We start from the raw sequence: 25080 nt of genomic DNA, 5'->3' as shown, positions 1-25080 counted from the left end.
GGCGCGCCGCTGCCGTCATGACCGCGTGCGTTTGAGGAACCCGTCGGGCGAGACGGTGATCTGCAGCTTGTGCTCGATCGCCTTGTCGATGACGAAGTCGTCACGGTCCTTCAGAAAGGCGTGGACCGCGGTCTTGGGATTGTCGCCCTTGCCCCAGGGCCGGTCGGCCGACAGGTGATCGGGCGCGTCCTCGACGATCGTGTCGCTGACCACGCAATAGCAGCCTTCGGTGACCAGCGGCGCGTAGAGCTCGAGCTCGCGCAGCACATGGTCGTGGGTGTGGTTTGAATCGAGACAGACCATGATTCGCGCATGGTCGGCCGCGAAGGCGCGGACCTGCTCGGCGAGGCCCGGGTCGATGCTCGATCCCTGGAGCATGTGAATGCGCGGCGCCATCGGATGGGCCTCGATCGCCTCGCGGTTGTGCTGGCGGATGTCGATGTCCAGGCCGAGCACCTTGCGCTTGGGGGCGCGTGGATCGAGCACCTCTCCCGCCTCGAAGGCATCGGCATAGTCGAGCAGTGCCAGGGTGGCGGCATTGGCGATTAGCGAACCGCCGTGGGCGATCCCCGTCTCGATGATCAGGTCCGGCCGCGTCTCCCAGATGATCTCCTGGAAGGCGACCATGTCCTGCGGGAACTGGATGATCGGCCGCCCGAGCGCGCGGAAGTTGTAGGTATATCTGTGCCGGGCCGAGGCCAGGTTCCAGTCGAGCGACTGGCGCTGGAACGCGTCGTCGCGCCCCAACCCTTCGATGTTCCCGCGAACCTCTTCGGCAAAGGCTTCGTGCATGGTCGTGTCCTCGGCCTTTTCGTTTAGCGGTTGGCGAGCGCCGTGACGACCGCGCAGACCCGTGCGATGTCGTCGTCGGTCATGTCGTGATAGCTGGGCAGGTTGATCGCCCGGCCGGGAATGTCCCAGGCGTGGCGGTTCTCGGGTCGGGCCTCGAACATCGGCAGCTCGGACAGCGGATGGAAGAACACGCGCGCGTCGATGTTCGCCGCGGCGAAGGCCTGCTGCATGTCTTCGCGGGTGACGCCGCTTTCGCGCGCGAAGACCACCGTCGGCATCCAGGCGCCGTTGACCGTGCCCGCGGGCTCGGGGTTCATCGACAGGCGGGGCAGTCCATCGAGCGCGGCGCGATAGCGCGCCAGGATTGCGCGCTTGCGCGACACCAGATCCTCGATCCGCTCAAGCTGCGCGCAGCCCATCGCCGCCTGGACATTGGACATCTTGTACTTGAAGCCGACCATGTCGGGCCAGAACTGCTTGACCTGCCCGCGCGCGCGGCCGTGGTTCGACAGAGTCAGCACGCGCTCGTAAAGCGCGGCGTCGCTGGTCACGAACATGCCGCCTTCGCCCGTCGTCAGGGTCTTGGTGCCGTGGAACGAGAAGGTGCCGAACCGGCCCATCGATCCGGCGCGCCGGCCGCCGTGCCAGGCCGATCCGATCGCTTCGGCGCCGTCCTCGATGATCGGAATGCCGGTGCGTTCGCCCAGCGCCAGCAGCGCGTCCATGTCGGCCATATTGCCGTAGACGTGGGTGGCGACGATCGCGCGCGTGCGCGGCGTGATCGCGCGTTCCGCCGCCTGCGGATCGATGCACCAGCTGGTCGGGTCGATATCGACGAAGACCGGCGTCGCGCCCAGATGCACGACGGGCGCGACCGTCGCGATCCAGTTGGTATCGGCCAGGATCACCTCGTCGCTGGGGCCAATCCCTAGCGCCGCCATGCCCATGTGCAGCGCACCCGTGCAGCTCGAGGTCGCGATCGTGTGCGTGCTGCCCAGCCAGGCGCCGAACTCGCGCTCGAAGCGGATGATGTAGTCATAGCACTGCGCGCCCCAGCCGTTCGCGGCGGCATCGGCAGCATAGTCCCGTTCCAGCGCGGTGATGGACGGCTTGGTATAGAAGATCCGGTCGTTCACCGAAGGGCTTTCCCGTCCGCGTTCAGAGCAGGACGTGCTGGGTCAGGTCGAGATCGGAGAAGATCACGGTCGGACGGTAGCCCTTGGCCAGATAGTGGTCGCGCCGCGCTTCCTCGCTGACGAAGACGATCGAGCCTTCGATCAGTTCTTCGGCGGACAGGCCCGCGGGCTCCTCGGAGACGATCGCCACCTCGGCGGGCAGGCCGAGATCCTGGAGCAGCTCGGCCACCATTTCCGGGTCGGTCATGCCGTCGAGGATCAGGCGATCGATTCCCGTCATCGCGGCGACCTTGCCGGCCAGGGTCTGGAGCCCGACCATCGCGGGCAGGGTGTCGGCGATCTTGGTGACCTCGACGTTGTCGCCGTGGCCCGCGAAGATCATCCGCGCGCAGAGCTCGTAGGCCTTGATGTAGTCCTTGCGCGCGAACCAGAAGCGGATGGCCACGCCCATGCGCACCATCATGAAGTGCCGGCACATCTGATCGTAGGCGATCCGCGATTCGTCCGACATGTCGATGACGCCGCGCTTGGCGCCGATGTGGAGGAAATATTCGAGCCCGCCGCGATAGCGGTCCCACGAGGTCACGACGTCGTCGAAGCCCGCCTGCTGGCGCGACGGGGCGATCTTGGACACCGCGACCGAGCGGTAGAACGGCGTCTTGAGGAAGGTGACCGCGCCCATGTCGAGGAAGTGGGCGAGATGCGAGAAGGCGTAGAAGCACAGCTCACGCGGCACCCAGGCCGAACGCATCGCCGACGATCGGACGATCGCGATCTCGGGGAAGATGTGACCTTCGAACAGGAAGCAGAACAGCTCGAAGAAGTCGCGGCGTTCGAACCTGCGGTCCGCGGCGACGGCGTAGAACTGCGACAGGTCGAGGTCCTGCACCTCGTCGTAGATCGTCCAGGGGGCATGCGCCGCGACGACGTCGGGGTTCTCGTCGAGATAGCGGACCACGTTCTCCACCTCGGGCGCGATCAGCAGATCGTCGTCGGCGAGGTAGATCGTGTACTCGCCCACCGCGTGCTGGAAGGCGTTGATCTGGTTGGGCGTGGCACCGCCGTTGGTCTCGCGCCGGAAATAGCGGATCGGCAGGCCGCGTTCGATGAACTCGGCGACCATGGCCTCGGTGCCGTCGGTCGAGGCGTTGTCCGAGATGACGATCTCGTAGGGGAAGCTGAACGCGTAGTCCTGGCAATATTCCAACGCGTTCCGCAGGTAGGCCTCGCGGTTGTAGGTCGGAATGCAGATGCTGAGCTTCACCGGACTATCTCCTGGTCATAGGACGGATAGGTCGCATCGCGTTCTCCGATCACCACCGGCGCGAAAGGCCAGGTGATGCCGAACAGCGGATCGTCCCACCGGACCCCGCGGGCGAGGTCCGGGGCGTAGTTGGACGACAAATGGTAAATAAGTTCGCAACCATGTTCTAGGGTCAGGAAGCCGTGCGCGCAGCCGGTCGGTATGGCGAAGGCATTGCGCCGGTCGGCGCTCAGTTCGACCGAGGCCCAGCGCAGGTAGGTCGGTGATCGGGGGCGCAGATCGACGGCGACGTCGAACACCCTGCCGCGCGTCGCGCGCACCAGCTTGGCCTCGGCATGCGGTTCGAGCTGATAATGCAGCCCGCGCAGGGTGCCGCGACTGGTGTTCACCGAGACGCTGGCTTGCGGATAGAACGAGGGCAGGCCCTGGGCCGCGAAGGTCTCGGCGCAGAATGTCCGCGCGAACAGGCCTCTTTCGTCCACCGATGGCTCGACCTCGACCTCGAAGGCGCCGTCGATGGCCGTCGGCAGGAATTTCATCAGAACACCGTGAGTTCCGGCACCGCGACGACGAACTGCCCGCCCCATTCCCGGATGCCGCGATTGATCGAGACCACCTCATCGAGAATGTTCCAGGGCAGGACCAGCACGTAGTCGGGCCGCGTCTCGAAGATGCGCTCGGGCACCAGGATCGGCAGGCGACTGCCCGGCATGAAGCGGCCCTGCTTGGCGGTATTGGCGTCGACCGCATATTCGACGAGGTCGGTGGTCACGCCGCAGACGTTGAGCAGGGTGTTGCCCTTGGCGGCGGCGCCATAGACCGCCACGGTCTTGCCCTCGGCCTTGGCCTGCTTGAGGAAGCCCAGCAGCCCCTCGCAGATCGGCGCGACGCGGTTCTGGAACCCGGTATAGACCTCGACCTGGTCGAAGCCGGCGGCGGCCTCGTCGCGGCGGACCTGCTCGACGGCCGGCGTCACCCCATCGCGCATCGCCGAAGTGCGGCGCGCGAAGACGCGCAGACTGCCGCCGTGCGTGGGCAGTTCCTCGATATCGAACACAGAAAGTCCGTGCGCGGCGAAGATGTTCTCCACGGCCAGCAGCGACAGATAGTAGAAGTGCTCGTGGTAGATCGTGTCGAACTGCGCGCCGTTGATCAGGCGGAGCAGGTGCGGGAACTCCATGCTGAGCACGCCCTCGGGCTTGAGGAGCCGCGCCAGGCCACCGACGAAGTCGTTGACGTCGGGGGCATGGGCCAGGACGTTGTTGCCGATCACCAGGTCCGCGGCGAGCCCGCGTGCGACTAGGTCATCCGCCACGGCGCAGCCGAAGAACGAGGCTTCGGTCGGCACGCCGATGGCGCGCGCGATCTGCGCGACGTTCTCGGCCGGCTCGATCCCGAGGACGGGGATCCCCGCGGTCACGAAATGCTTGAGCAGGTAGCCGTCGTTGCTCGCGACCTCGACGACCTGCGAAGAGGCGTCGAGGCCGAAACGCTCGCGCGTCGCGGTGGTGAACCGGCGCGCATGCTCGACCCAGCTCTCGGAGACCGAGGACAGGTAGGCATAGTCGCTGAAGATCTCCTGCGGGGAGACGGCGACGTCGGTCTGCACCAGCCAGCACTGGTCGCAGACGCTGACCCGCAGCGGATAGGTCGGTTCGGGCTGCTGCAGCTGTTCGGCGGAAAGGAAACTGTTGGCCAGCGGGGTCGTGCCAAGGTCGACGAAGTCGTGCTGCAAGACCGCATCACAAAATCGGCACCGCCGCTCGCTCATCATTCAAATCCTCACAAGCCAAGCGGTTAGAGACGAAGCCCCCTCGGGCCGTCCCTGTCTTTCGATGTTCTCTTTGCGGTTCATGTTAGGCCGCTCGAACTTTCTTTTTCTTTACCGCCTGCGCCGTAGCGGGCCTGCCTTGGATGAATTCCAGGAGACCGGTCTCGTCCGATGCGTCGGCTGGCGCATCGGAGGCCCTTCCCCCGCAAGTTCCCCTGAGCCGGGGGTAGCGGGCCGGCGGCCCCCACACAAGGGGAACGCGGCGCGCGCTCCTATCATGGATGCAGATTTCGACAGGCTCGATGGCTACCCCGTCCGCGCCGGCTGGCCCGAAGCCAGGGCCAGCGCGCGGGCAAGGTCACACCAGGCTGATGTCGGGCGCGTCTTCCTGCTTCATGCCGACGACGTGGTAGCCCGCATCGACGTGATGCGTCTCGCCGGTGACGCCCGACGACAGGCCCGACAGCAGGTAGAGCCCGGCACCGCCGACATCGTCGATCGTGACGTTGCGGCGCAGCGGCGAGTTCAGCTCGTTCCACTTGAGGATGTAGCGGAAGTCGCCGATGCCGCTGGCCGCCAGGGTCTTGATCGGACCGGCCGAGATCGCGTTGACGCGGATGTTGCGCGGCCCGAGATCGTTGGCGAGATACTTGACGCTGGTCTCGAGCGCGGCCTTGGCCACGCCCATGACGTTGTAGTGCGGCACGACCTTCTCGGCGCCGTAGTAGGTCAGCGTCAGGATCGTCCCGCCGCCGGTTCCGTCTTCCTGGACGGGGGGCATCATCGCCGCCGCACGCTTGGTCACGGCGACGAGGCTGTAGGCCGAGATGTTCATCGTCATCAGGAAGTTTTCGAGGCTGGTGTCGACGTACTGGCCGCGCAGCTCGTTCTTGTCCGAGAAGCCGATGGCGTGGACCACGAAGTCGATCGTCGGCCAGCGCGCGGCGAGCGTTTCGAAAGCCGTGTCGAGCGCGGCCATGTCGGACACGTCGCAATCGATCAGGAAATCGCTGCCCAGGCTCTCGGCCAAGGGCTTGACCCGCTTGGCCAGCGCTTCGCCCTGGTACGAGAAGGCCAGTTCGGCGCCGTGTGCGTGCAACTGCTGGGCAATGCCCCATGCCAGCGACTTGTCATTGGCGAGGCCCATGATCAGGCCACGCTTTCCCTCCATCAGACCCGTCATTCTTCGATCGTCCTGCTTTCTGTACGTGTTTGGCGCGCTCTGTCGTCGGCCTGGCCGATCGCGTCGCGTTCTTCCGGCGTCTCGGCGAGCGCCGCGTTGAGCTCGGCTCCCATGACCATCCCTAGGCCAACCAGCCAGAAAAAGAAAAGCGCGATCATCACCCCGGCAAGGCTCCCGTAGGTGAGATCGTAGGAAAACAGATTCCTGAGGACACCGGGCAACAGTACCGTGATCGCCACCCACCAGACCGTCACCAGCAGCGCGCCCGGCCATTTCGGATAGCGGCGGTTGCGATAGGCCGAAGGCGTCAGCGACAGGAACAGCACGTAGATCGACAGGTAGAGCATCGCCGCGGGGATCAGCCGCGAGGTGGTCAGGGTCAGCGTCCAGGTATCGAGCAGCGGAAACCAGGCGGCGATCACCTCCTGCGCCGCGGTGATCGCGACCTGGGCGAACAGCGAGAGCAGCAGCAGGACCACGGCGCCGACGATGAAGGCGGTCGAGAACAGCCGATAGCGCCAGAAGGCCGCGGTCGGGCGCGTGCCGTAGGCGCGGCGCAGGATGTCGCGGATCGTCTCGATCAGGCTCGACACGGTCCACAGCCCGACCAGGCCGCCGATCCACAGCAGCCAGCCGCTGCGCGCCTCGCTGACCGACAGCGCCACGGGCTCGAGCGCGCGCGCCACCACCGGCGGCGCGGCCGAGAGGAAGGCGCGGATCGAGGCTTCGCGCTGGCTGCCCTCGCCGAGCGCGGTGATCACCGCGGTGATGACGATGACGAAGGGAAACAGCGCGAGGATCGCGGTATAGGCGAGGTTGCCGGCGTGGATGAAGCCGTCGGACCAGGCGCCGACGAGCACGCGCTTGACCACGGTGAACACGCGGCTGGCGGGGCCGAGGTTCCGGTCGAACTGCGCCTGGAGCTTGTCCCGGTCAAGCAGCGCCCGGCGGCGACGCGCCTCGGGCGACTGATCGATGGGCCCCGCGGGTGCGTCGATCGGGACTTCCTCCACGGCGCCTCAGACGCCGAGCTTGGCGCGCAGCGGCCGCGTATCCTGCCAGCCTTCGAGCCGGCGGATCAGATCCTCGTCACCCTCGGGCAGCGCGATTTCGAGCGTTATCAACTGGTCGCCGCGCGTCCCGTCCTTGCGTGTCATGCCCTTGCCCTTGAGGCGCAGGGTCTTGCCCGAGCTGCTGCCCGGCGCGACCGTCAGCATGACCGCGCCGTCGACCGTGGGCGCCTTGACCTTGGCGCCGTTGACCGCCTCGTCGAGGCTGACGGGCAGGTCGAGGCGCAGGTTGTCGCCGTCACGCTTGAAATAGGCATGCGGTTCGATGTGGATCGTGACGATCGCGTCGCCGGCGCCGCCCGGGCCGGGCTCGCCCTTGCCGCCGAGCCGCATCTGGGTGCCGTCCTCGACTCCGGCCGGGAGCTTGAGGTCGATCGTCTTGCCGTCGCCCAGGGTGATGCGCTGCGGCGCGAGTTTGGCCGCGTCGGTCAGCGAGACGCCGAGCCGGTATTGCAGGTTGTTGCCGCGCGGCGCCGCGCGGCCACGGCCGCCGAAGCCGCCGCCGGGGCCACCGCCGCCGCCGAATATGCCGCCGAAGATGTCGCCGAGGTCGATGCCCTCGGACTGGAAGCCGCCGCCGCCGAAGCCGCGATGCCCGCCACCGCCGAAACCGCCGCCGCCGAAGCCCATCGGGTTGCCGTCGCCGTCGATCTCGCCGCGGTCGAACTGCGCGCGCTTGTCCTTGTCGGACAGTAGGTCGTAGGCGCGCGTGACCTCGCTGAAGCGCTCGGCCGCGTTCGGATTGTCGGCGTTGCGATCGGGATGCAGCTCCTTTGCCAGCTTGCGATAGGCGGACTTGATGTCCTTCTCGCTCGCGCTGCGCGCCACGCCGAGAGTTGCGTAAGGATCTGCTGCCATGCGCGACTACCTAGGTGCGGTGGGCCGCTTGGACAAGCCGCGCTTTCCTACCGATTGCGCCGCGGCTATTCGTCGTGCGACGCAGCCTTCGCTGCGCAAGCGCATTTCATCGGCAGGACCGTGTCAACTATGTCAACTTCGTCACCTTGTACGGGAGCCTGCGTTGGAAGCTGAACAATTCGCCGATACGATCCCGACCGGCAATCCCTTCACCCTGTTCGACAGCTGGTATCTCGAAGCGCGCGGCGCCGAAGAGGATTCGAACGCCATGGCGCTCGCCACTGCGACCCCGGGCGGGCTGCCCTCGGTGCGGATGGTGCTGCTCAAGGGGCATAGACCCGACGGCTTCCTGTTCTACACCAACAGCCACAGCCGCAAGGGACAGGAGATCCTGGCCAATCCCAATGCCGCGCTGCTGTTCCACTGGAAGTCGCTGCGCCGACAGATCCGCATCGAGGGACCGCTGACCCCGGTCTCGGCCGAGACGGTCGACGCCTACTTCGCCAGCCGCACCCGCGATTCGCAGCTCGGCGCGGTCGCGTCGGACCAGTCGGCGCCGCTGGATTCGCGCGCGACCTTCCTCGCACGCTTCCAGGATGCCGAGGCGGAATTCGCCGATCGAGCGGTCGAGCGGCCCCGGCACTGGCTCGGCTTCTGCCTGACGCCGAGCGCGATCGAGTTCTGGCAGGACCGGCCGCATCGCCTGCACGAGCGGCGCCGGTTCACCCGCGCCGAAGGCGGCGGCTGGGTCTCCACACTGCTCTATCCATGAGTTCCGCGCGCCCTTGAGCATCGACCAGCATTTCGCGCGGCTCAACCGCAGCGCCGCCTATGCCTCGATCGGCGTGGCGCTGCTGCTCGTCGGGCTCAAGGCCTGGGCCGCCTGGTCGACGGGCTCGACCGCGATGCTCGGCAGCCTTGCCGATACCGCGCTCGACCTCATCGCCAGCCTGGTCACCTTGATCGGCGTCCACATCGCCGCCCAGCCGCGCGACGATCAGCATCGCTTCGGCCACGGCAAGGCCGAGGCGCTCGCCGCGATATTCCAGGTAACCCTGATCTCGGTCTCGGCGCTAGGTCTCGCCGCGCGCGCGGTCGAGCAACTCGTCGTCGGCGGGCGGACCGAAGCGGCGGAGGGCGGCATCGCCGTCTCGATCGTCGCGCTGGTGGCGACCCTCGGCCTGCTTGCCTGGCAGCGTCATGTGATCCGCCGCACGCGCAGCCTCGCGATCGAGACCGACCACGTCCATTACCAGTCCGATCTGCTGCTCAATCTCGCGGTGATCGCCGCGCTTGCGCTCGATCACTACCTCGGCCTCGCCGGGGTCGACCCGCTGTTCGGCCTTGCCATTGCCGCCTGGCTCGGCTGGGGCGCCTGGCAGGCGTCGCATCGCGCGATCGACGAACTGATGGACAAGGAGTGGCCCGAGGAGAAGCGCGCGCGCTTCGTCGCGGTTGCGGCGCGACATCCCGAGCTCAAGGGCATGCACGACCTGCGCACGCGCACGTCGGGCAACCGCGACTTCGTCCAGTTCCACGTCTGGGTCGATCCGCAGATGTCGATCCGCGACGCGCACAAGGTGATGGACGAGATCGAGGCGCGGCTGCGCGTCGAATTTCCCGGCGTCGAGATTCTGATCCACCCCGACCCCGAAGGCCTGATAGACGAGGCGGGACTGGCGGCCGAGGACGTGCTGCCGCAGCAGGACGATCGCCAGGAGCACGGCCGGACATGACGCTTTCCATTCCCTACTGGCACGTCGATGCCTTCGCCGACCGGCCCTTTGCCGGGAACCAGGCGGCGGTCATGCAGCTCGACTCTTGGCTCGACGATGCGACGCTCCAGGCGATCGGCGCCGAGAACATGTTCGCCGAGACCGCCTTCATCGTCCCCGATGCGAGTGGGGAAGCCGACTGGGAGCTGCGCTGGTTCGCGCCCGAGGTCGAAATCGGGCTCTGCGGTCACGCGACCCTGGCCTCGGGCCATGTCCTGCTGAGCCGCGATCCGGCGCGCGAGCGCGTCCGGTTCCGCACGCGCAAGGCCGGCGTGCTCGAAGTGCGGCGCCTCGGTGGTAACTACGAGGTCGGTCTCCCGGCGATCGCGACCGAACCCAGCAGCTGGCCCGAGGCCGTCACGGCGCTCGGTGCGGCGCCGCGCGAGGTCTGGCGCTCGCCGGCGGGTTACAATGCCTTCGTCTACGAGAGCGAGGCGCAGGTTCGCGGGCTCACGCCGGATTTCCGCGCGCTGGCCGCGCTCGGCACCGACCTTTTCGTCGTGACCGCCCCGGGCGGGGATACTGACGTGGTCAGCCGCGTCTTCGTGCCCGGCGCGGGGATCGACGAGGATCCGGTCACGGGTTCGGCCCATTCGGTGCTGGCGCCGATCTGGGCGGCCAGGCTGGGACGCGAACAGTTCACCGCCTTCCAGGCTTCGGTGCGGGGCGGGCGGATCGACTGTCGGCTCGACGGTGACCGCGTCTGGCTCGGCGGTAGCTGCGTCACCCTCGTCGAGGGGACCTTCTTCCTCTAGTCGCGCGGAAATACCGCAAGGATGTTCGCCAGCCGCTCGCGCAGGCGCGCGCGGTGTTCGCCGTCGGTCTTGCCGAGCCGCACCAGAGTCAGCTTCTGGCCGGGCGAGACGATGACATACTGGCCGAGGTGGCCGATGCAGGCGAAGGCGGTGCGCGATGCGCGGTCGGGGAACAGCATGTCCTCGCCGCGGGCATCGCCACCCGCGGGCTTGTTGAGCCACAGCTGCGCGCCATAGGCGGGGTTGCGCGGGCTCGAGGTCTTCATGAAGTCGATCCAGCCGCGCGGGACGAGCTGCGCGCCTTTCACCGCGCCGCCGTTGCGCAGGAACTCGCCGAACTGCGCCCAGTCGCGCGCGGTCGCGTGCATCAGGCTCGATCCGATCAAGGTGCCCGCGGCGTCGAATTCGACCATGGCCGATTTCATACCGACGGGATCGAGCAGCCGCGTGTGCAGATAGTCGCGCACCGCCTTGCGGCGGAAGGCGGGGTCGGGATTGTCGGTCAGCGCGCGCGCGGCGATGTCGGCGAGGATCACCGTCGTCGCCGACGAATATTCGAACTGGCGGCCCGGCTCGGCCTCGAGCGGCTGGGCCTCGGCATAGGCGGCCATGTCGTCGCGGCCGTCGAGAAACAGCATGCGCACCTCGTCCGAGTCGTAGACCGGCGATCCCGCCTCGGTGTGGCGCAGGCCCGAGCGCATCTGCAGCAGCTGGCGCAGGGTGATCTCGCCGCGCGGATCGCCCGAGCGCTGCCAGGCGGGCACCGGCGCGGTCTCGTTGAGCCGCAGCCGGCCGTCGGCGACCAATTGCCCGATCATCACCCCGGTGACCGTCTTGGCCATCGACCAGCCGATCAGCCGGCTGTTGCGATTATAGCCCTCGCCATAGCGTTCGGCGACGATCCGCCCTTCGGACAGCAGCACCAGCGCGCGAGTCTCGCCGGCATTCTCGTCGGCGAACAGCTCGTCGACCGCGCGCGCCAGCCGTTCGCGCTCGACGCCGGGCTGCTCGACGACGGCGGCCAGGGCCGCGGGTTCGAGCGGCGGCGGCGCCTTATCGCCGCTGCCGCAAGCGACGAGGCTTGGCACCAGCAGCAGGGCGAGGATATGGGGCAGGCGGCGCATCGTCATGAAGCGTCGTCCATGCGCAAGCCGGAGTCCAATGGCAACAGCCAAGCCTATCGCCCGCACGGGGCCCCGACGTCGCTGGAAGCTGCGGCTGGCGCTGCTGGCTGCGGTGATTGCCGTCGCGGCGGCCGCCTGGTTCTGGCACCCGCTGCGATCCTATGCGCTGACCGGCGCCTCCTATGGCGCGCGCGTTGCCTGCTCGTGCCGCTACGTCGAGGGCCGGCCGCTGGGTTCGTGCCGCGATGATTTCGAGCCCGGCATGGGCCTGGTCCACCTCAGCGAGGACGAAGCGGCGCGCAGCGTCACCGCGACTTTCCCGCTGCTGTCCCGCCAGACCGCGGTGTTCCGCGAGGGCGAGGGCTGCGTGCTGGAGAAGTGGGGAAGTTAGATCGCCGCTTCGGTCGAATCGATCCAGCCGCCGCCGACCACGCGGTCGCCGGCATAGATCACCGCGGCCTGGCCCGGGGCGACGCCGTATTCGGGGCTGGCGAAGCGGATCGTGGTTTCCGCGCCGTTGCCGAGCGGGCCGTCGAGCGTGATCGGCACGGGCTTGGCCAGCGAGCGGACCTTGGCGGTCAGCGGCGTATCGGGCAGCGGACCGATGCGGTTGGTCTCGACGACCCGCGCCGCGGCGACCGCGAGCAGCCGCTTGGGGCCGACGAGCACGCGGCGCGCGGGCGCGTCGATGCCGGTGACGTAGAGCGGTTCGGGCTGGCCGCCGATCTCGAGGCCGCGGCGCTGGCCGACCGTGTAGTGGATCACGCCGCGATGTTCGCCGAGCACTTCGCCGCTCGTTGCATGGACGATCTCGCCGCCGGCCACGCCTTCCGGGCGCACCTTGCGCACCACCGCGGCATAGTCGCCCTCGGGTACGAAGCAGATGTCCTGGCTGTCGGGCTTGGCGGCGTTCCTGAGCCCGGCGGTCTCGGCGATGCGGCGCACTTCGCTCTTGGGCAGACCACCCAGCGGAAAGCGCAGGAAGTCGAGCTGGGCCTCGGTCGTCGCGTAAAGGAAATAGGACTGGTCGCGCGCGGGATCGCTGCCTTTGTGCAGCTCCGGACCGGCCGCGCCGATTTCGCGGCGCACGTAGTGGCCGGTCGCCAGGCAATCGGCGCCGAGCTCGCGCGCCATGGCGAAGAGATCGGTGAACTTGGGCCCCATGTTGCAGCGGATGCAGGGAATCGGCGTGCGCCCGGCGAGATAGTCGTCGGCGAACTTCTCGACCACGTCCTCGCGGAAGCGTGACTCGTGATCGAACACATAGTGCGCGATGCCCAGCCGATCGGCCACGGCGCGCGCATCGCGGATGTCCTCGCCCGCGCAGCAGGCACCCTTGCGACCCGTCGCGGCGCCATGATCGTACAATTGCAGAGTTACGCCGATAACCTCTGCGCCGCTCGCCGCGGCGAGTGCGGCGACGACCGAGCTATCGACCCCGCCCGACATGGCGACGACGATCCGTCGGCCCGCAAGCGGTTCGGACAACTGGAAAAGTGCGGCGGCGTCGAGGCCGGAGAGGGCGGCGTTTGCGGGCATGTGGCGCCCATATAGGGCATGCCGCGGCTTGCAAACAGAGGCCTGTCGCGCGGTTAACCTCTGTCAATGGGTGGTAAAGCCCGCTTTTACCTCCCTTTGACCAGTCCTCGGTATAAGCGTCTCCATGAACGTGGATTTTGACATGGAGAACCGGCTCGCGGCTGCGGCTGCGGGAATGACCGGAAACCATGCGGCTCAGCCGTTGGACTGGCATGGCCTGCGTGCGCGCATGGCTGCTGCCTATGCTGCACGGCCTGTGCTGGAGTGCGCTCAGCCGCGGGAAACCGTGATCGATGGCGGAAGCTTCGATCGCGGTTCGGCGCGCGTGCTCGCTGTCTACGGCCGCGGCCATGACGCTGGGTTAGGCACTGTTAACCCAACTGCTTTAGCTAATGGCAATTCAGGGTGCGACACAGATGCGGACGTCGACGGTACACAAACGGCCGGCGATTGAGGATAGAGATGATCGAAAACCAGAAAATCCGTCCTGCTATGGTGATCGGGCCTCTCGGGGAGCCCCTTAGCTTGGATTCGTTGCCGCCGCCGTCCACGACCCGTTGGGTCGTACGGCGCAAGGCGGAAGTCGTCGCGGCGGTCAATGGGGGCCTGCTGTCGATCGACGAAGTGTGCGAACGCTATTCGCTGACCCTCGAGGAGTTCGCCTCGTGGCAGCGTGCGGTCGACCGCTCGGGTATGCAGGGGCTGCGCGTGACGCGGATCCAGCACTACCGCGACCTCTACGAGCGCCAGCAGAAATACTGAGCTCGTAAATACGGAGCTTGGCGGCGGCCCCCCGGCCGCCGCATCTTCCCGCCACAAACATCGCTTTCCGACTCATCCTGCCCTAGCCGGCAGGGCGACTTCGCATTGCCTCGCGGCAAGCGCGGGTCTATGTCGCCAAGCGAATATTCCGAGCGCCGCGGCAGCCCTATGGATGTCCGCGGCGTTTGGAATCGGATAATGGCAGGTGCCGTCTCGCCAAACAGGGCGCAGCGCGGCACGACCCGGGTGAGCTCGATGAACTACGACGCCAAGATCGATGCGATGGGCGGAGAGGAGAATTCCTCTTACAATCCGCTCGTGGCAGGCGACGAAGATCGTGCGTCGACCCGTCGCATGTGGATTCTCGGCGCCATCGGCGTCGTGCTGCTGATCGGGCTCTGGTTCCTGCTCCATCGCAAGGATGCACCGGCGCCGGCCGATGCCACGGCCCAGGTTCCCGTCGTCACCGTGATCGCGCCGGGCCGCGGTACGGTTGCGGGCGAAATCAGCGCCACCGGCACGGTCGCCGCGCGGCGCGACATGCCCGTGGGCTCGGTGGGCGAGGGCGGCGAAGTCGTCGACGTCCGCGTCGAGCCCGGCCAGTGGGTCAAGCAGGGCCAGGTGCTGGCGGTGATCGACCGTTCGGTCCAATCGCAGCAGGAGCTGGGTCTTGGCGCTTCGGTCCGCGTGGCCGAAGCCGATGCGCGCCTCGCCCAGGCGAACCTCGAGCGCGGCCAGAAGCTCGTCGGCCGCGGTTTCATCTCCAAGGCCGACATCGACCGGCTGACCGCCACGCGCGACGCCGCCCAGGCGCGCGTCGGCCTGGCCCGCGCGCAACTCGGCGAGCAACGCGCGCGTATCGGCCGGCTCAACATCGTCGCGCCGGCCGACGGCCTGCTGCTGTCGCGCGCGGTCGAGCGCGGTCAGGTCGTGAGCGGCGGCAACACCCCGCTGTTCCGCATCGCCAAGGGCGGCGAGATGGAAATGCTCGCCCGGCTCACCGAACAGGATCTGGCGGCACTGTCGACCGGCGTTTCCGCCGCGGTCACGCCGGTCGGATCGACCAAGGTCCTGACCGGTCAGGTCTGGCAGATTTCGCCGATCATCGATCCGCAGACCCGCCAGGGTACGGTCCGCATCGCTCTGGCCTATTCGCCCGAGCTGCGTCCCGGCGGCTTCGCCAACGCGCGAATCGCCTCGGGCTCGGTGGTCGCGCCGATCCTGCCGGAATCGGCGCTGCTGTCCGACACCAAGGGCAGCTACGTCTACGCGGTCGGCAAGAATGAGAAGATCGAGCGTCGCGACATCAAGACCGGGGCGATCACCGATCACGGCGTAGTCGTGCTCGAAGGTCTGTCGGGTAACGAACGTGTGGTCCTGCGGGCCGGTGCCTTCCTCTCGGTGGGCGAGACGGTGAAGGCCAAGGCAGCGCCGAAGAGCTGATCCGAGCCATGGACTTCAGCAAGATCTCAGCCTGGTCGATCAAGAACCCCATCGTTCCGATCGTCATGTTCACCGCGCTGATGCTCGCCGGCATCGTCGCGTTCATGCGCATGGACGTGCAGCAGCAGCCCGACATCGAGTTCCCGATGGTGATCGTCACGATCAGCCAGCCGGGCGCCGCACCGACCGAGATCGAGAACCAAATCACCCAGCGGATCGAAAGCTCGATCCGTTCGATCAACGGCATCGCCGCGATCAGCTCGACCGCCTCGGAAGGCAGCAGCCAGACCCAGATCGAATTCGAGCTGGGCGAGGACATCAACCAGGCGGTCAACGAGGTGAAGAACGCCATCGACCGCGTGCGCGGCGAGCTGCCCGACGGCATTCTCGAGCCGCAGGTGTTCAAGGCCAACACCTCGTCGCAGCCGATCGCCTATTTCGTCGTCGAGGCCGACGACATGACGATCGAGCAGCTTTCGTGGTTCATCGACGACACGATCGCCAAGCGCCTGCTTAACGTCGAGGGCATGGCAGAGGTCACGCGCAACGGCGGCGTCAACCGCGAGATTCTGGTCACGCTCGATCCGCCGCGGATGCAGGCGCAGGGCGTCACCGCCAGTCAGGTCAACCAGGCGCTGCGCGGGCTCAACGTCAACGCCGCGGGCGGCAAGGCCGAGATCGGCAGCACCCGCCAGTCGCTGCGCGTGCTGGGCAATGCGCCCAATGCCTATGCGCTGTCGCAGACCGACATTCCGCTCGGCATGGGGCGCTCGGTCAAGCTGGCCGACATCGCCAGGGTCGAGGACAAGTACGGCGAGATCACCTCGATCGCCAAGTTCAGCGGCAAGCCCGTGGTCACCTTCGGCATCGCGCGCGCGCGCGGCGCTTCCGACGTCACCGCCTATGACGGCGCGATCGAGGAAATCGGGAAGATCGAGAAGGAATACCCGGGTATCCACATCAAGTCGATGTTCACCCAGGTCGACTACACCAAGGAGCAGTACGAAAGCTCGATGGCATCGATGGTCGAAGGTGCCATCCTGGCCGTCGTCGTCGTGTTCTTCTTCCTGCGCGACTGGCGCGCGACGATCATCGCGGCGATCGCCATTCCGCTGTCGGCGATCCCCACCTTCTGGTTCATGGAGCTGATGGGCTTCAGCCTCAACCAGCTCTCGCTGCTGGCGCTGGGCCTGGTCGCCGGCGTGCTGGTCGACGATGCGATCGTCGAGATCGAGAACATCGTGCGCCACATGCGCATGGGCAAGACCGCCTACCAGGCCTCGATCGACGCGGCCGACGAGATCGGCCTGGCCGTCGTGGCGACGACCTTCTCGATCGTCGCGGTGTTCCTGCCGGTCGGCCTGATGCCCGGCGTCTCGGGCGAGTTCTTCAAGAACTTCGGCCTCACCGTCGTCGCCTCGGTGCTGATGAGCCTGGCCGTCGCGCGCATGATCACGCCGATGGTCGCGGCCTATTTCCTCAAGGCGCACGGTGAGGAGGAACATGCGGGCGGGCCGCTGATGGAGCGGTACCTGACGGTGCTCCACTGGTCGCTCGACACGCGCAAGGCCCAGGCCTTCCGCGCCCAACGCCGCCGCGCCGACGGTACACTCTCGTGGATGAACCGGCTGCGCGCCAGGCTGCGCGATCACCGCGTCTGGATGATGGGAACGGGCATCGGCTCGCTGGTGCTGACCGTGGCGCTGTTCGGCGTCATCCCGATGGAATTCTTCCCGACGCAGGACAACGACACCAGCGCGGTCGTGATCGACATGGTGCCCGGCACCACCCTCGCGCAGACCGAGGCGGTATCGGATCAGGTCAAGCGCATCCTCGCGGCCCAGCCCGAGACGGGCAACGTCTATCAGCGCATTTCCGAGGGCAACAGCCGCGTCATGGCAATGCTCAAGGACGATCGCGCGCGCACCAGCCTGAAGTTCGAGGCCGACCTGACCCCGCAGCTCCAGGCAATCCCCGACGCGCGGATCACCTTCCAGAACCTCAACAGCGGCCAGACGGGTACGGGGCGGCCGATCTCGGTCATGCTGTCGGGCTCGGATCCGGTGGTGCTCGAACACGCCGCGGCGACCCTGGTCGAGCAGATGAAGGGCGTGAAGCAGGTCGTCGCGCCGCGCATCAGCGCCGACATGCGCCGGCCCGAAGTGATCATCAAGCCGCGGCTCGACCTCGCCGCCAGCCTCGGCGTGTCGACCCAGGCGCTGAGCCAGGCGATCCGCATCGCCACGATCGGCGAGATCGACCAGAACGCGGCCAAGTTCTCGCTGGCCGACCGCCAGGTGCCGATCCGCGTGCGTTTGCCCGAATCGGCGCGGCGCGACCTGTCGACGATCACCAACCTGCCCGTGCCGACCGCCGACGGCGGTTCGGTGCCGCTGTCGCGCGTGGCCGAGATTTCGCTCGGCTCGGGCCCGACGACGATCCAGCGCTACAACCAGCAGCGCCGCATCTTCGTCGGTGCTGATCTCGCGCGCGGGGTGGTCAAGAGCGAGGCGACCGACGCGATCAACAAGCTGCCGATCATGGTCAACCTGCCGCGCGGCGTCAGCAATGCGCCCTATGGCTCGGACCGCTGGCAGGCCGACATGCTGAGCAGCCTGGCCGTGGCCGTGCCTTCGGGCATCCTGCTGGTCTTCGCCGTGCTGGTCCTGCTCTATCACCGCGTGATTTCGCCGCTGGTCAACATGAGCTCGCTGTTCCTGGCGCCGCTGGGCGGTCTGCTGGCGCTGCTGATCACCGGCCAGCCGCTGTCGATGTCGGTGTTCATCGGCATCCTCATGCTGTTCGGCATCGTCGCCAAGAACTCGATCCTGCTGATCGACTTCGCGATCGAGGAGATGAAGGCGGGCGCCAGCAAGTTCGAGGCGATCATGGAGGCCGGGCACAAGCGCGCGCAGCCGATCATCATGACCACCGTCGCGATGACCGCGGGCATGCTGCCGACGGCGATCGTCATCCCCGGCTGGACCTCGGGTGACGGTGCCTGGCGCGCGCCGATGGGCACCGTCGTGATCGGCGGGCTGATCGTCTCCACATTGCTGACCCTGATCATCGTGCCCGCGGCCTTCAGCCTGGCCGACGGCCTCGAAAAACGGCTCGGCCCCAAGCTGCGCCGCGGCATCCTGACCTACGAACCCGAACATGGCGAGGCCGCGCGCCGCAAGGAGCGCGAAGAGGGCGCCTTGCCGGCCGAGTGAGCGAGAACCTCACTTCGGACCGGGCGCGGCGCATGCGTCTGATCGCCACGGGGCTGCTCGTGGTGATGGCGGTGAGCTTTCTCGCCGCCCGCGAGTTGGCCACCGTGTTCCCGCATCCGGCCTGGGGCTTCGTCATTGCCTTCACCGAGGCGGCGATGGTCGGCGGCCTGGCCGACTGGTTCGCGGTGACCGCGCTGTTCCGCCATCCGCTGGGCCTGCCGATCCCGCACACGGCGATCATTCCCGAGAACAAGGATCGCATCGCCGACACCATGGCGGTGTTCCTGCGCACCAATTTCCTGACCCCGGCCGTGGTCGCGCGGCGGATCCACGGCTTCAACCTCGCGCTGGCGGCGGGCAACATGCTCGTCGAACAGCGCCGCGGTGGCCAGTCGCGCCTGCGCGAAGGCGCGATGAACCTCTTTGCCGACCTGCTCGAATCGCTCGATCAGGAGCAGTTCGGCGGGGTCGTTAAATCGGGCCTGCGCAAGCAGCTCGCCAAGCTCAACCTCGCGCCGCTACTCGGCCAGCTGCTCGAGACCGCGATCGCCGACAAGCGCCACCTGCCCGTGCTCGAAGGGCTGATCCGCTGGGCGGCGCTGACGATCGAGGCCAACGAGGACCTGCTGCGGCAGATCATCCACCAGCGCGCCAATGCCCTGCTGCGCTGGACCGGGCTCGACGACAAGGTCGCCAATGCCGTGCTCGACGGGCTCTACAAGCTGCTGGCGGAGACCCTGGTGGTGCCCGACCATCCGATCCGCGCGAAGATCGAGGAAGGCCTCGAAACGCTCGCCCATGCGCTGCTCCACGATCCCGAGATGCAGGAGCGCGTCAACAAGCTCAAGGACGAGGTCCTGGCCAATCCCGCCATGGCCGCCTGGATCGACGGCATGTGGGAGCGCACGCGCGCAGGCCTGCTCAAGGCCGCGCGCAACCCGCAAGGGCTGATGTCGGGCGGCATCGGCGTCAGCCTCGAACAGCTCGGCAAGACCCTGGCCGAGGACGCGCCGCTGCAGTTCATGGTCAACCGCTTCGCGCGGCGCACGTTGGTCGGCGCGGTGTCGCGCTACGGTGACGAGATCGTCCGCATCGTCTCGGAGACGGTCAAGCGCTGGGACGCGCATACCGTGACCGATCGCATCGAGGGCGCCGTCGGCCGCGATCTCCAGTTCATCCGCATCAACGGCACCCTGGTCGGCGGACTCGTCGGCGTGCTGATCCATTGCGTGGACGTACTGCTGTGAGCGACACCCCGCTCCTGCGCACCGAACGCTTCGAGCTGTGGCAGCCGCGTCTCGGCGACTTGCCTGGGCTGGTCGAGCTGATCGCAGATGAAGAGACGCGCCGCTTTCTCGGGGCGGCGGTGGCCGACGAGAAGACACAGTTCGAAAAGCTGCTCAAGAACGCGGGCGGATGGTCGCTCTATGGCTATGGCGCCTTCCACGCGCGGCTGCCGGGCGAGGGTGCCATCATCGCGAGCTGCGGCGTCTTCCACTCGTGGCGGGGGTTCGGACACGGGATGGACGACGTGCCCGAGGCGGGCTGGGTCATCCACCGCGACCACTGGGGCCAAGGCGTCGCCAAAGAGGCGATGCGCGCGATCCTGGCCTGGTTCGACGCCGTCCACGGGCCGCGTCGGATCGCGGCGATGATCGAGGACGGCCATGTCGCCTCGTTCAAGATCGCGGCCGCACTGGGCTTCGTCGCCTATGGTCGACAGGAGCATGAAAGTGCTCCCGTGACCCTGCTCGAGCGGCTGCCCGGCTAGGCGCCCACCTCGTGGAGCCACGGGTTGCCGGCGTGGTTTAGCCCCAGTGCGGCATAGGAGCGGTCCTCCTGCCCACGGCGCGTCGGCTCGAAACCGCGGCCAGCCAGGAAATCTGCCTCGATCGGCTGCGAATTCGACCATTCGCGCACGCAGACCCGCTCCTTGATCCGCCATGAGCCGCCTTCGCGCACCAAGCGGTCGACATAGCGCCCGCCGAGCTGGTTGAGCCGGTCGGCCGTGCCGTTGCGGCCGGGATAGATCAGGGTCGCGATGAAATAGGTCTCGGCCCCGGCGCTGTCGCCGTCGACCTTGATCAACGACTGGCCGAGCTGGTGGCTGACGACCTTGGTGGTGCGCAGCGATTCCTCGACCGTCTCGATCGAGAAGCGCCGCCCCTCCATCTTGCGCGGGCCGTGGTCGTCCCAGGAGTCGGCGGCATAGGTCCCCGCCATCTCGACCTCGTCGCCGCGGTCGCAACCGTGGCAGTAGGTCGCCAGGAGCTGGCGTATCTCGTGGTGGTCGAGCATGTCCTGCAGGCGTGGATCCAGATCCATCTCTTGGCCTCTCCTCTTGTTGTTTTGCGGGAGAGACTATCGCCGCGCACCGGCTTGGCAAGCCGGCCCGAAAACAGGCATGGCCGTTGCGGTCATGGCGAGCGGGTGCGGCGGGTGATAGGCAAGTTCATGGCCGAAGTGGAACTGACCTGGACAGGATCGGTGGCGACGATCGCGCTGGCGCGCGGCGCCAAGCGCAACGCCGTGACGATCGCCATGCAGCACGAACTGCTCGCCGCGCTCGACCGCGTGGCTGCCGATCCCGAAACGCGCGCACTGGTGGTGACGGGGCAGGGCGGCGACTTCTGCGTCGGCGGCGATCGCGAGATCATCGCGCGCATGGGCGAGGACGCCGCGTTCCGCACCGAGACCGCGGGCCTGCACAACCGCCTGGTACGCCGGCTCTTCGCTTTCGACATTCCGCTGATCGCCGCGGTCGAGGGGGCGGCACTCGGCTTCGGCGCCGAGCTCGCCGCCTGCTGCGACATGGTGCTGATGGGCGATACCGCGCGGCTCGGCGACCCGCACGTCCGCTTCGGTCTGCCGCCGGCGCCGGTGGTGCTGCTGGTCTGGCCGCAACTCGCCTCGCGCCTCGCCGTCGCCGAACTGATCATGACGGGGCGCGACGTGCTCGCGCCCGAGGCGGTGTCGCTAGGCCTCGCGAGCCGCATGGTCCCCGCCGGTACCGCGCTGGCCGAGGCGCAGGCGCTTGCCGCAACGATGGCCGCTTTGCCGGCGCACGGCATAATCCAGGCCCGCCGTGCGATGCGGCTGGAGATTGCCGACATCGACCGGCTCTATTTCGACGCGCCCTGAACCAAAAAGGGCGGCCGTTGCCGACCGCCCTTCTCGTGTTTGCGTTTTCGCGTCGCCGCTCAGAGCTTGCCGGTCAATTCCGGCACCGCGGTGAACAGGTCGGCGACGAGGCCCAGGTCGGCGACCTGGAAGATCGGCGCGTCCTCGTCCTTGTTGATGGCGATGATGGTCTTCGAATCCTTCATGCCCGCGAGGTGCTGGATCGCGCCCGAGATGCCGACCGCGATGTAGACTTCGGGGGCGACGATCTTGCCGGTCTGGCCGACCTGGTAGTCGTTGGGCACGTAGCCCGCGTCGACCGCGGCGCGGCTGGCGCCGACGGCGGCCTTGAGCTTGTCGGCGAGCGGGAAGATGACCTGTTCGAACGTCGGGCCGTCCTTGAGCGCACGACCGCCCGAGACGATGACCTTGGCGCTGGTCAGCTCGGGGCGCTCGCTCTTGGCGATCTCGGCGCTGACGAAGCTCGACAGGCCGGCGTCGCCGCCGCCCGAGACGGCCTCGACCGCACCCGAACCACCCTCGCTGGCGGCCTTGGCAAAGGCCGTGCCGCGCACGGTGATGACGAGCTTAGCGTCAGAGCTCTCGACCGTGGCGATGGCGTTGCCGGCATAGGTCGGGCGCGTGAAGGTCTTGGGACCTTCGACCGAAAGGATGTCCGAGACCTGTGCGACGTCGAGCAGCGCGGCGACGCGCGGCGCGATGTTCTTGCCGTTGCTGGTGGCCGGCGCGACGAAGGCGTCGTGGCTGGCCATCAGCTCGACGATCAGCGGCGCGACGTTCTCGGCCAGGGCGTTGGCGAAGGCCGGGCTGTCGGCGAGGTGGACCTTGCCGACGCCGGCGATCTTGGCAGCGGCATCGGCCACGGCCTGGGCGCCCGAACCGGCGACCAGCAGGTGGACTTCGCCGAGCTGCGCGGCGGCGGTCACGGTCGACAGCGTCGCGTCCTTGACCGTGGCGTTGTCGTGTTCGACCCAAACAAGCGTTTTCGTCATGTGTCTGTTCTCCGCAAAGGGACCGGCCGATCAGGCGATCCCCAGCTCCTTGATCTTGGCGACGAGGGCGTCGACGTCGGCAACCTTGATGCCGGCGCTGCGCACGGGCGGCTCGGAGACCTTGAGGGTCTTGAGGCGCGGCGCGGTGTCGACGCCGTAGTCGGCGGGGGCCTTGGTCGCGAGCGGCTTCGACTTCGCCTTCATGATGTTCGGCAGCGAGGCATAGCGCGGCTCGTTGAGGCGCAGGTCGGTGGTGACGATGGCGGGAAGCGAGAGCTTCACGGTCTCGAGGCCGCCGTCGACTTCACGCTTCACCGTGACCGAATCGCCTTCGACCGTGACTTCCGAAGCGAAAGTGCCCTGCGGACGGCCGAGCAGCGCGGCGAGCATCTGGCCCGTCTGGTTGCTGTCGTCGTCGATCGCCTGCTTGCCCAGGATCACGAGACCCGGGGTCTCTTCCTCGGCGATCGCCTTGAGGATCTTGGCGACGGCCAGCGGCTCGACCTCGTCGTCGGTCTGGACGAGGATGGCGCGGTCGGCGCCCATGGCCAGCGCCGTGCGCAGCGTTTCCTGCGCCTTGGCCGGGCCGACGGAAACCGCGACGATCTCGGTCGCCACGCCCTTTTCCTTGAGGCGGATGGCTTCCTCGACGGCGATTTCGTCGAAGGGATTCATGCTCATCTTGACGTTGGCGAGGTCGACGCCGGTACCGTCGGACTTCACCCGTGGCTTGACGTTGTAGTCGATCACCCGCTTGACGGGCACGAGGATCTTCATGGGATGAGGTCCTTCCTCTCGGCAGTGGAAAATTCGGCGGATTTAGTCGCACGCTTAACCGCGCGATTAAACTGAATCGACGGACGCCATTGCCGCATAGGCGCAGAACGTCAAGCCCCGCCGCGACGGGATCGCGGCGGGGCCAGATTCATAAGCAGGAATTCGTCGGAACGATGAAGGCTCAGGCGGCCTTCTTCACCTCGGCGACGATCTTCTTGGCGGCGTCGCCGAGATCGTCGGCGGGGACGATGGCGAGGCCCGAGTTGGCGAGGATCGCCTTGCCCTGGTCGACGTTGGTGCCTTCGAGGCGCACGACGAGCGGCACCGAGAGGTTCACTTCCTTAGCGGCGGTCACGATGCCTTCGGCGATCGTGTCGCACTTCATGATGCCGCCGAAGATGTTGACGAGGATGCCCTTCACGGCCGGATCGGCGAGAATGATCTTGAACGCCGCGGTGACCTTCTCGGTCGTGGCGCCGCCGCCGACGTCGAGGAAGTTCGCCGGGAACATGCCGTTGAGCTTGATGATGTCCATCGTCGCCATGGCGAGGCCGGCGCCGTTGACCATGCAGCCGATGTCGCCGTCGAGCTTGATGTAGGCGAGGTCGTACTTCGAGGCTTCGACTTCGGCCGGATCTTCCTCGGTCTCGTCACGCAGCGCGGCAACGTCGGGGTGACGGAACAGCGCGTTCGAATCGAAGCTGACCTTGGCGTCGAGCACCTGGATCTTGCCGTCTTCGGTCTCGATCAGCGGGTTGATCTCGAGCATCGACATGTCGGTCGCGACGAAGGCTTCATAGAGCTGCGCGGCGATCTTCTGCGCCTGCTTGTTGAGGTCACCCTTCAGCTTGAGGCCGAACGCCACGGCGCGGCCGTGGTGCGGCTGGAAGCCTTCGGCCGGATCGATCGTGATCGTGGTGATCTTCTCGGGGGTCGAGTGGGCGACTTCCTCGATGTCCATGCCGCCCTCGGTCGAGACGATCATGGCGATGCGGCCGGTGGCGCGATCGACGAGCATCGAGAAGTAGTATTCCTTGGCGATGTCGGCGCCGTCGGTGATGTAGAGGCGGTTGACCTGCTTGCCGGCTTCGCCCGTCTGGATCGTCACCAGCGTGTTGCCGAGCATGTCGGTGGCGTTGGCGCGGACTTCGTCGAGCGTCTTCGACAGGCGGACACCGCCCTTGGCGTCGGGGCCGAGTTCCTTGAACTTGCCCTTGCCGCGGCCACCCGCGTGGATCTGCGCCTTCACGACGTAGAGCGGCCCGGGCAGCTTGCCCGCGGCTTCCACGGCCTCATCCACGGTCAGCGCTGCATGTCCCGCGGGGACGGAGACGCCGAATTTCGCCAGCAGTTCCTTGGCCTGATACTCGTGAATGTTCATGGATGTGGTCGCTTTCCGCTGGTGCCCATGATTCCGGGGAGGAGGGGCAGGTTGGTGCGGCGCCGCATAAGCACAACACGCGCGGCTTGAAAAGTCCCGCGA

At 67.3% G+C, this 25080-nt stretch carries 25 protein-coding genes; 11 read left to right on the top strand and 14 right to left on the bottom strand.

What is annotated here, in order from left to right; all coding sequences use genetic code 11:
• Positions 1-15: 15 nt before the first annotated feature.
• The 8 genes from OLX23_RS09770 to OLX23_RS09735 form a co-directional block, all read right to left on the bottom strand.
• Positions 16-792, bottom strand: coding sequence for a cephalosporin hydroxylase family protein (locus tag OLX23_RS09770; RefSeq protein ID WP_264444732.1), 777 nt, complete (start codon positions 790-792; stop codon positions 16-18).
• Positions 793-815: 23 nt separating this feature from the next.
• The gene (locus OLX23_RS09765) at positions 816-1928 is read right to left on the bottom strand and encodes a DegT/DnrJ/EryC1/StrS family aminotransferase (protein ID WP_264444731.1); all 1113 of its coding nucleotides are present in this window, start codon (positions 1926-1928) and stop codon (positions 816-818) included.
• Positions 1929-1950: 22 nt separating this feature from the next.
• Positions 1951-3192, bottom strand: coding sequence for a glycosyltransferase family 2 protein (locus tag OLX23_RS09760; RefSeq protein WP_264444730.1), 1242 nt, complete (start codon positions 3190-3192; stop codon positions 1951-1953).
• Positions 3189-3731, bottom strand: coding sequence for a dTDP-4-dehydrorhamnose 3,5-epimerase family protein (locus tag OLX23_RS09755; protein WP_264444729.1), 543 nt, complete (start codon positions 3729-3731; stop codon positions 3189-3191). The genes OLX23_RS09760 and OLX23_RS09755 overlap by 4 nt, the downstream gene beginning before the upstream one ends.
• Positions 3731-4963: a class I SAM-dependent methyltransferase gene (locus tag OLX23_RS09750; RefSeq protein ID WP_264444727.1), complete on the bottom strand. Its 1233-nt coding sequence runs from the start codon at positions 4961-4963 to the stop codon at positions 3731-3733. Before OLX23_RS09750 ends, OLX23_RS09755 begins: the two co-directional genes overlap by 1 nt.
• Positions 4964-5321: 358 nt before the next feature.
• Positions 5322-6146, bottom strand: coding sequence for an enoyl-ACP reductase FabI (gene fabI, locus OLX23_RS09745; protein ID WP_264444726.1), 825 nt, complete (start codon positions 6144-6146; stop codon positions 5322-5324).
• The gene (locus OLX23_RS09740) at positions 6143-7159 is read right to left on the bottom strand and encodes a YihY/virulence factor BrkB family protein (protein WP_264444724.1); all 1017 of its coding nucleotides are present in this window, start codon (positions 7157-7159) and stop codon (positions 6143-6145) included. Before OLX23_RS09740 ends, fabI begins: the two co-directional genes overlap by 4 nt.
• Positions 7160-7165: 6 nt before the next feature.
• Positions 7166-8074, bottom strand: a complete 909-nt coding sequence (locus OLX23_RS09735) for a DnaJ C-terminal domain-containing protein (RefSeq protein WP_264444723.1) — start codon at positions 8072-8074, stop codon at positions 7166-7168.
• A 163-nt stretch (positions 8075-8237) separates the two neighbouring features.
• Here OLX23_RS09735 and pdxH point away from each other — a divergent pair, with 163 nt between their 5' ends.
• From pdxH to OLX23_RS09720, 3 genes are read left to right on the top strand one after another with little or no spacing between them, the layout of a single operon-like run.
• Entirely contained in the window at positions 8238-8846 is a 609-nt protein-coding gene (gene pdxH, locus OLX23_RS09730; RefSeq protein ID WP_264444722.1) for a pyridoxamine 5'-phosphate oxidase, read from the top strand.
• A 19-nt stretch (positions 8847-8865) separates the two neighbouring features.
• The gene (locus OLX23_RS09725; protein ID WP_264444927.1) at positions 8866-9810 is read left to right on the top strand and encodes a cation diffusion facilitator family transporter; all 945 of its coding nucleotides are present in this window, start codon (positions 8866-8868) and stop codon (positions 9808-9810) included.
• Positions 9807-10604 (top strand): PhzF family phenazine biosynthesis protein, encoded by a 798-nt coding sequence (locus tag OLX23_RS09720; RefSeq protein WP_264444721.1) that lies wholly within the window; start codon positions 9807-9809, stop codon positions 10602-10604. Before OLX23_RS09725 ends, OLX23_RS09720 begins: the two co-directional genes overlap by 4 nt.
• Here OLX23_RS09720 and OLX23_RS09715 read toward each other — a convergent pair.
• Positions 10601-11734, bottom strand: coding sequence for a serine hydrolase domain-containing protein (locus OLX23_RS09715; protein ID WP_264444720.1), 1134 nt, complete (start codon positions 11732-11734; stop codon positions 10601-10603). The two genes, OLX23_RS09720 and OLX23_RS09715, sit on opposite strands and share 4 nt — an antisense overlap.
• Positions 11735-11765: 31 nt before the next feature.
• Here OLX23_RS09715 and OLX23_RS09710 point away from each other — a divergent pair, with 31 nt between their 5' ends.
• Positions 11766-12119 (top strand): hypothetical protein, encoded by a 354-nt coding sequence (locus tag OLX23_RS09710; protein WP_264444719.1) that lies wholly within the window; start codon positions 11766-11768, stop codon positions 12117-12119.
• Here the strand turns inward: OLX23_RS09710 and mnmA are convergent.
• Entirely contained in the window at positions 12116-13267 is a 1152-nt protein-coding gene (gene mnmA, locus OLX23_RS09705; protein ID WP_264444718.1) for a tRNA 2-thiouridine(34) synthase MnmA, read from the bottom strand. The genes OLX23_RS09710 and mnmA overlap by 4 nt on opposite strands.
• Positions 13268-13391: 124 nt before the next feature.
• Here mnmA and OLX23_RS09700 point away from each other — a divergent pair, with 124 nt between their 5' ends.
• The 6 genes from OLX23_RS09700 (at position 13392) to OLX23_RS09675 (ending at position 20458) form a co-directional block, all read left to right on the top strand.
• Positions 13392-13721, top strand: coding sequence for a hypothetical protein (locus OLX23_RS09700; RefSeq protein WP_264444717.1), 330 nt, complete (start codon positions 13392-13394; stop codon positions 13719-13721).
• An 8-nt stretch (positions 13722-13729) separates the two neighbouring features.
• Positions 13730-14029: a DUF1153 domain-containing protein gene (locus tag OLX23_RS09695; RefSeq protein ID WP_264444716.1), complete on the top strand. Its 300-nt coding sequence runs from the start codon at positions 13730-13732 to the stop codon at positions 14027-14029.
• A 255-nt stretch (positions 14030-14284) separates the two neighbouring features.
• Positions 14285-15472 carry an efflux RND transporter periplasmic adaptor subunit gene (locus tag OLX23_RS09690; protein ID WP_264444926.1) on the top strand — a complete coding sequence of 396 codons (1188 nt, stop codon included), beginning with the start codon at positions 14285-14287 and terminating at the stop codon, positions 15470-15472.
• Between the two features lie 8 nt (positions 15473-15480).
• Positions 15481-18687, top strand: coding sequence for an efflux RND transporter permease subunit (locus tag OLX23_RS09685; RefSeq protein ID WP_264444715.1), 3207 nt, complete (start codon positions 15481-15483; stop codon positions 18685-18687).
• A 32-nt stretch (positions 18688-18719) separates the two neighbouring features.
• Positions 18720-19934, top strand: a complete 1215-nt coding sequence (locus OLX23_RS09680) for a DUF445 domain-containing protein (RefSeq protein ID WP_264444713.1) — start codon at positions 18720-18722, stop codon at positions 19932-19934.
• The gene (locus OLX23_RS09675; RefSeq protein ID WP_264444712.1) at positions 19931-20458 is read left to right on the top strand and encodes a GNAT family N-acetyltransferase; all 528 of its coding nucleotides are present in this window, start codon (positions 19931-19933) and stop codon (positions 20456-20458) included. Before OLX23_RS09680 ends, OLX23_RS09675 begins: the two co-directional genes overlap by 4 nt.
• On the opposite strand, the gene OLX23_RS09670 is transcribed toward OLX23_RS09675, so the two are convergent.
• Positions 20455-21012: a nuclear transport factor 2 family protein gene (locus tag OLX23_RS09670; RefSeq protein ID WP_264444710.1), complete on the bottom strand. Its 558-nt coding sequence runs from the start codon at positions 21010-21012 to the stop codon at positions 20455-20457. The genes OLX23_RS09675 and OLX23_RS09670 overlap by 4 nt on opposite strands.
• A gap of 129 nt (positions 21013-21141) precedes the next feature.
• Between OLX23_RS09670 and OLX23_RS09665 the strand changes: the two genes are divergently transcribed.
• Positions 21142-21828, top strand: coding sequence for an enoyl-CoA hydratase/isomerase family protein (locus tag OLX23_RS09665; protein WP_264444708.1), 687 nt, complete (start codon positions 21142-21144; stop codon positions 21826-21828).
• A gap of 59 nt (positions 21829-21887) precedes the next feature.
• Here the strand turns inward: OLX23_RS09665 and OLX23_RS09660 are convergent, their stop codons facing one another.
• The 3 genes from OLX23_RS09660 to sucC form a co-directional block, all read right to left on the bottom strand.
• Complete coding sequence (locus OLX23_RS09660) at positions 21888-22820, bottom strand: electron transfer flavoprotein subunit alpha/FixB family protein (protein ID WP_264444706.1); 933 nt, start codon at positions 22818-22820, stop codon at positions 21888-21890.
• A 30-nt stretch (positions 22821-22850) separates the two neighbouring features.
• A complete protein-coding gene (locus OLX23_RS09655) occupies positions 22851-23597 on the bottom strand; it encodes an electron transfer flavoprotein subunit beta/FixA family protein (protein WP_264444704.1) in 747 nt (248 codons plus the stop codon).
• Positions 23598-23778: 181 nt separating this feature from the next.
• On the bottom strand, positions 23779-24978 hold the full coding sequence (gene sucC / locus OLX23_RS09650; RefSeq protein WP_264444702.1) for an ADP-forming succinate--CoA ligase subunit beta: 1200 nt from the start codon (positions 24976-24978) through the stop codon (positions 23779-23781).
• Positions 24979-25080: the final 102 nt, after the last annotated feature.

This window comes from Novosphingobium sp. JCM 18896, assembly GCF_025938095.1.
Lineage (GTDB): Bacteria > Pseudomonadota > Alphaproteobacteria > Sphingomonadales > Sphingomonadaceae > Novosphingobium.
Note: the sequence above shows the minus strand (reverse complement) of the source record. Positions and strands in the feature narration are given on the sequence as shown.

Excerpts from the sequence above, each read along its gene's own strand:
- OLX23_RS09770 (WP_264444732.1), bottom strand. The coding sequence starts at position 792 with ATGCACGAAGCCTTTGCCGAAGAGGTTCGCGGGAACATCGAAGGGTTG.
- OLX23_RS09735 (WP_264444723.1), bottom strand. The coding sequence starts at position 8,074 with ATGGCAGCAGATCCTTACGCAACTCTCGGCGTGGCGCGCAGCGCGAGC.
- OLX23_RS09710 (WP_264444719.1), top strand. The coding sequence starts at position 11,766 with ATGGCAACAGCCAAGCCTATCGCCCGCACGGGGCCCCGACGTCGCTGG.
- OLX23_RS09660 (WP_264444706.1), bottom strand. The coding sequence starts at position 22,820 with ATGACGAAAACGCTTGTTTGGGTCGAACACGACAACGCCACGGTCAAG.
- OLX23_RS09670 (WP_264444710.1), bottom strand. The coding sequence starts at position 21,012 with ATGGATCTGGATCCACGCCTGCAGGACATGCTCGACCACCACGAGATA.
- OLX23_RS09690 (WP_264444926.1), top strand. The coding sequence starts at position 14,285 with ATGAACTACGACGCCAAGATCGATGCGATGGGCGGAGAGGAGAATTCC.
- mnmA (WP_264444718.1), bottom strand. The coding sequence starts at position 13,267 with ATGCCCGCAAACGCCGCCCTCTCCGGCCTCGACGCCGCCGCACTTTTC.
- fabI (WP_264444726.1), bottom strand. The coding sequence starts at position 6,146 with ATGACGGGTCTGATGGAGGGAAAGCGTGGCCTGATCATGGGCCTCGCC.
- sucC (WP_264444702.1), bottom strand. The coding sequence starts at position 24,978 with ATGAACATTCACGAGTATCAGGCCAAGGAACTGCTGGCGAAATTCGGC.
- OLX23_RS09750 (WP_264444727.1), bottom strand. The coding sequence starts at position 4,963 with ATGAGCGAGCGGCGGTGCCGATTTTGTGATGCGGTCTTGCAGCACGAC.
- OLX23_RS09680 (WP_264444713.1), top strand. The coding sequence starts at position 18,720 with ATGCGTCTGATCGCCACGGGGCTGCTCGTGGTGATGGCGGTGAGCTTT.
- OLX23_RS09715 (WP_264444720.1), bottom strand. The coding sequence starts at position 11,734 with ATGACGATGCGCCGCCTGCCCCATATCCTCGCCCTGCTGCTGGTGCCA.
- OLX23_RS09665 (WP_264444708.1), top strand. The coding sequence starts at position 21,142 with ATGGCCGAAGTGGAACTGACCTGGACAGGATCGGTGGCGACGATCGCG.
- OLX23_RS09695 (WP_264444716.1), top strand. The coding sequence starts at position 13,730 with ATGATCGAAAACCAGAAAATCCGTCCTGCTATGGTGATCGGGCCTCTC.
- OLX23_RS09655 (WP_264444704.1), bottom strand. The coding sequence starts at position 23,597 with ATGAAGATCCTCGTGCCCGTCAAGCGGGTGATCGACTACAACGTCAAG.
- OLX23_RS09685 (WP_264444715.1), top strand. The coding sequence starts at position 15,481 with ATGGACTTCAGCAAGATCTCAGCCTGGTCGATCAAGAACCCCATCGTT.
- OLX23_RS09720 (WP_264444721.1), top strand. The coding sequence starts at position 9,807 with ATGACGCTTTCCATTCCCTACTGGCACGTCGATGCCTTCGCCGACCGG.
- OLX23_RS09700 (WP_264444717.1), top strand. The coding sequence starts at position 13,392 with ATGAACGTGGATTTTGACATGGAGAACCGGCTCGCGGCTGCGGCTGCG.
- OLX23_RS09755 (WP_264444729.1), bottom strand. The coding sequence starts at position 3,731 with ATGAAATTCCTGCCGACGGCCATCGACGGCGCCTTCGAGGTCGAGGTC.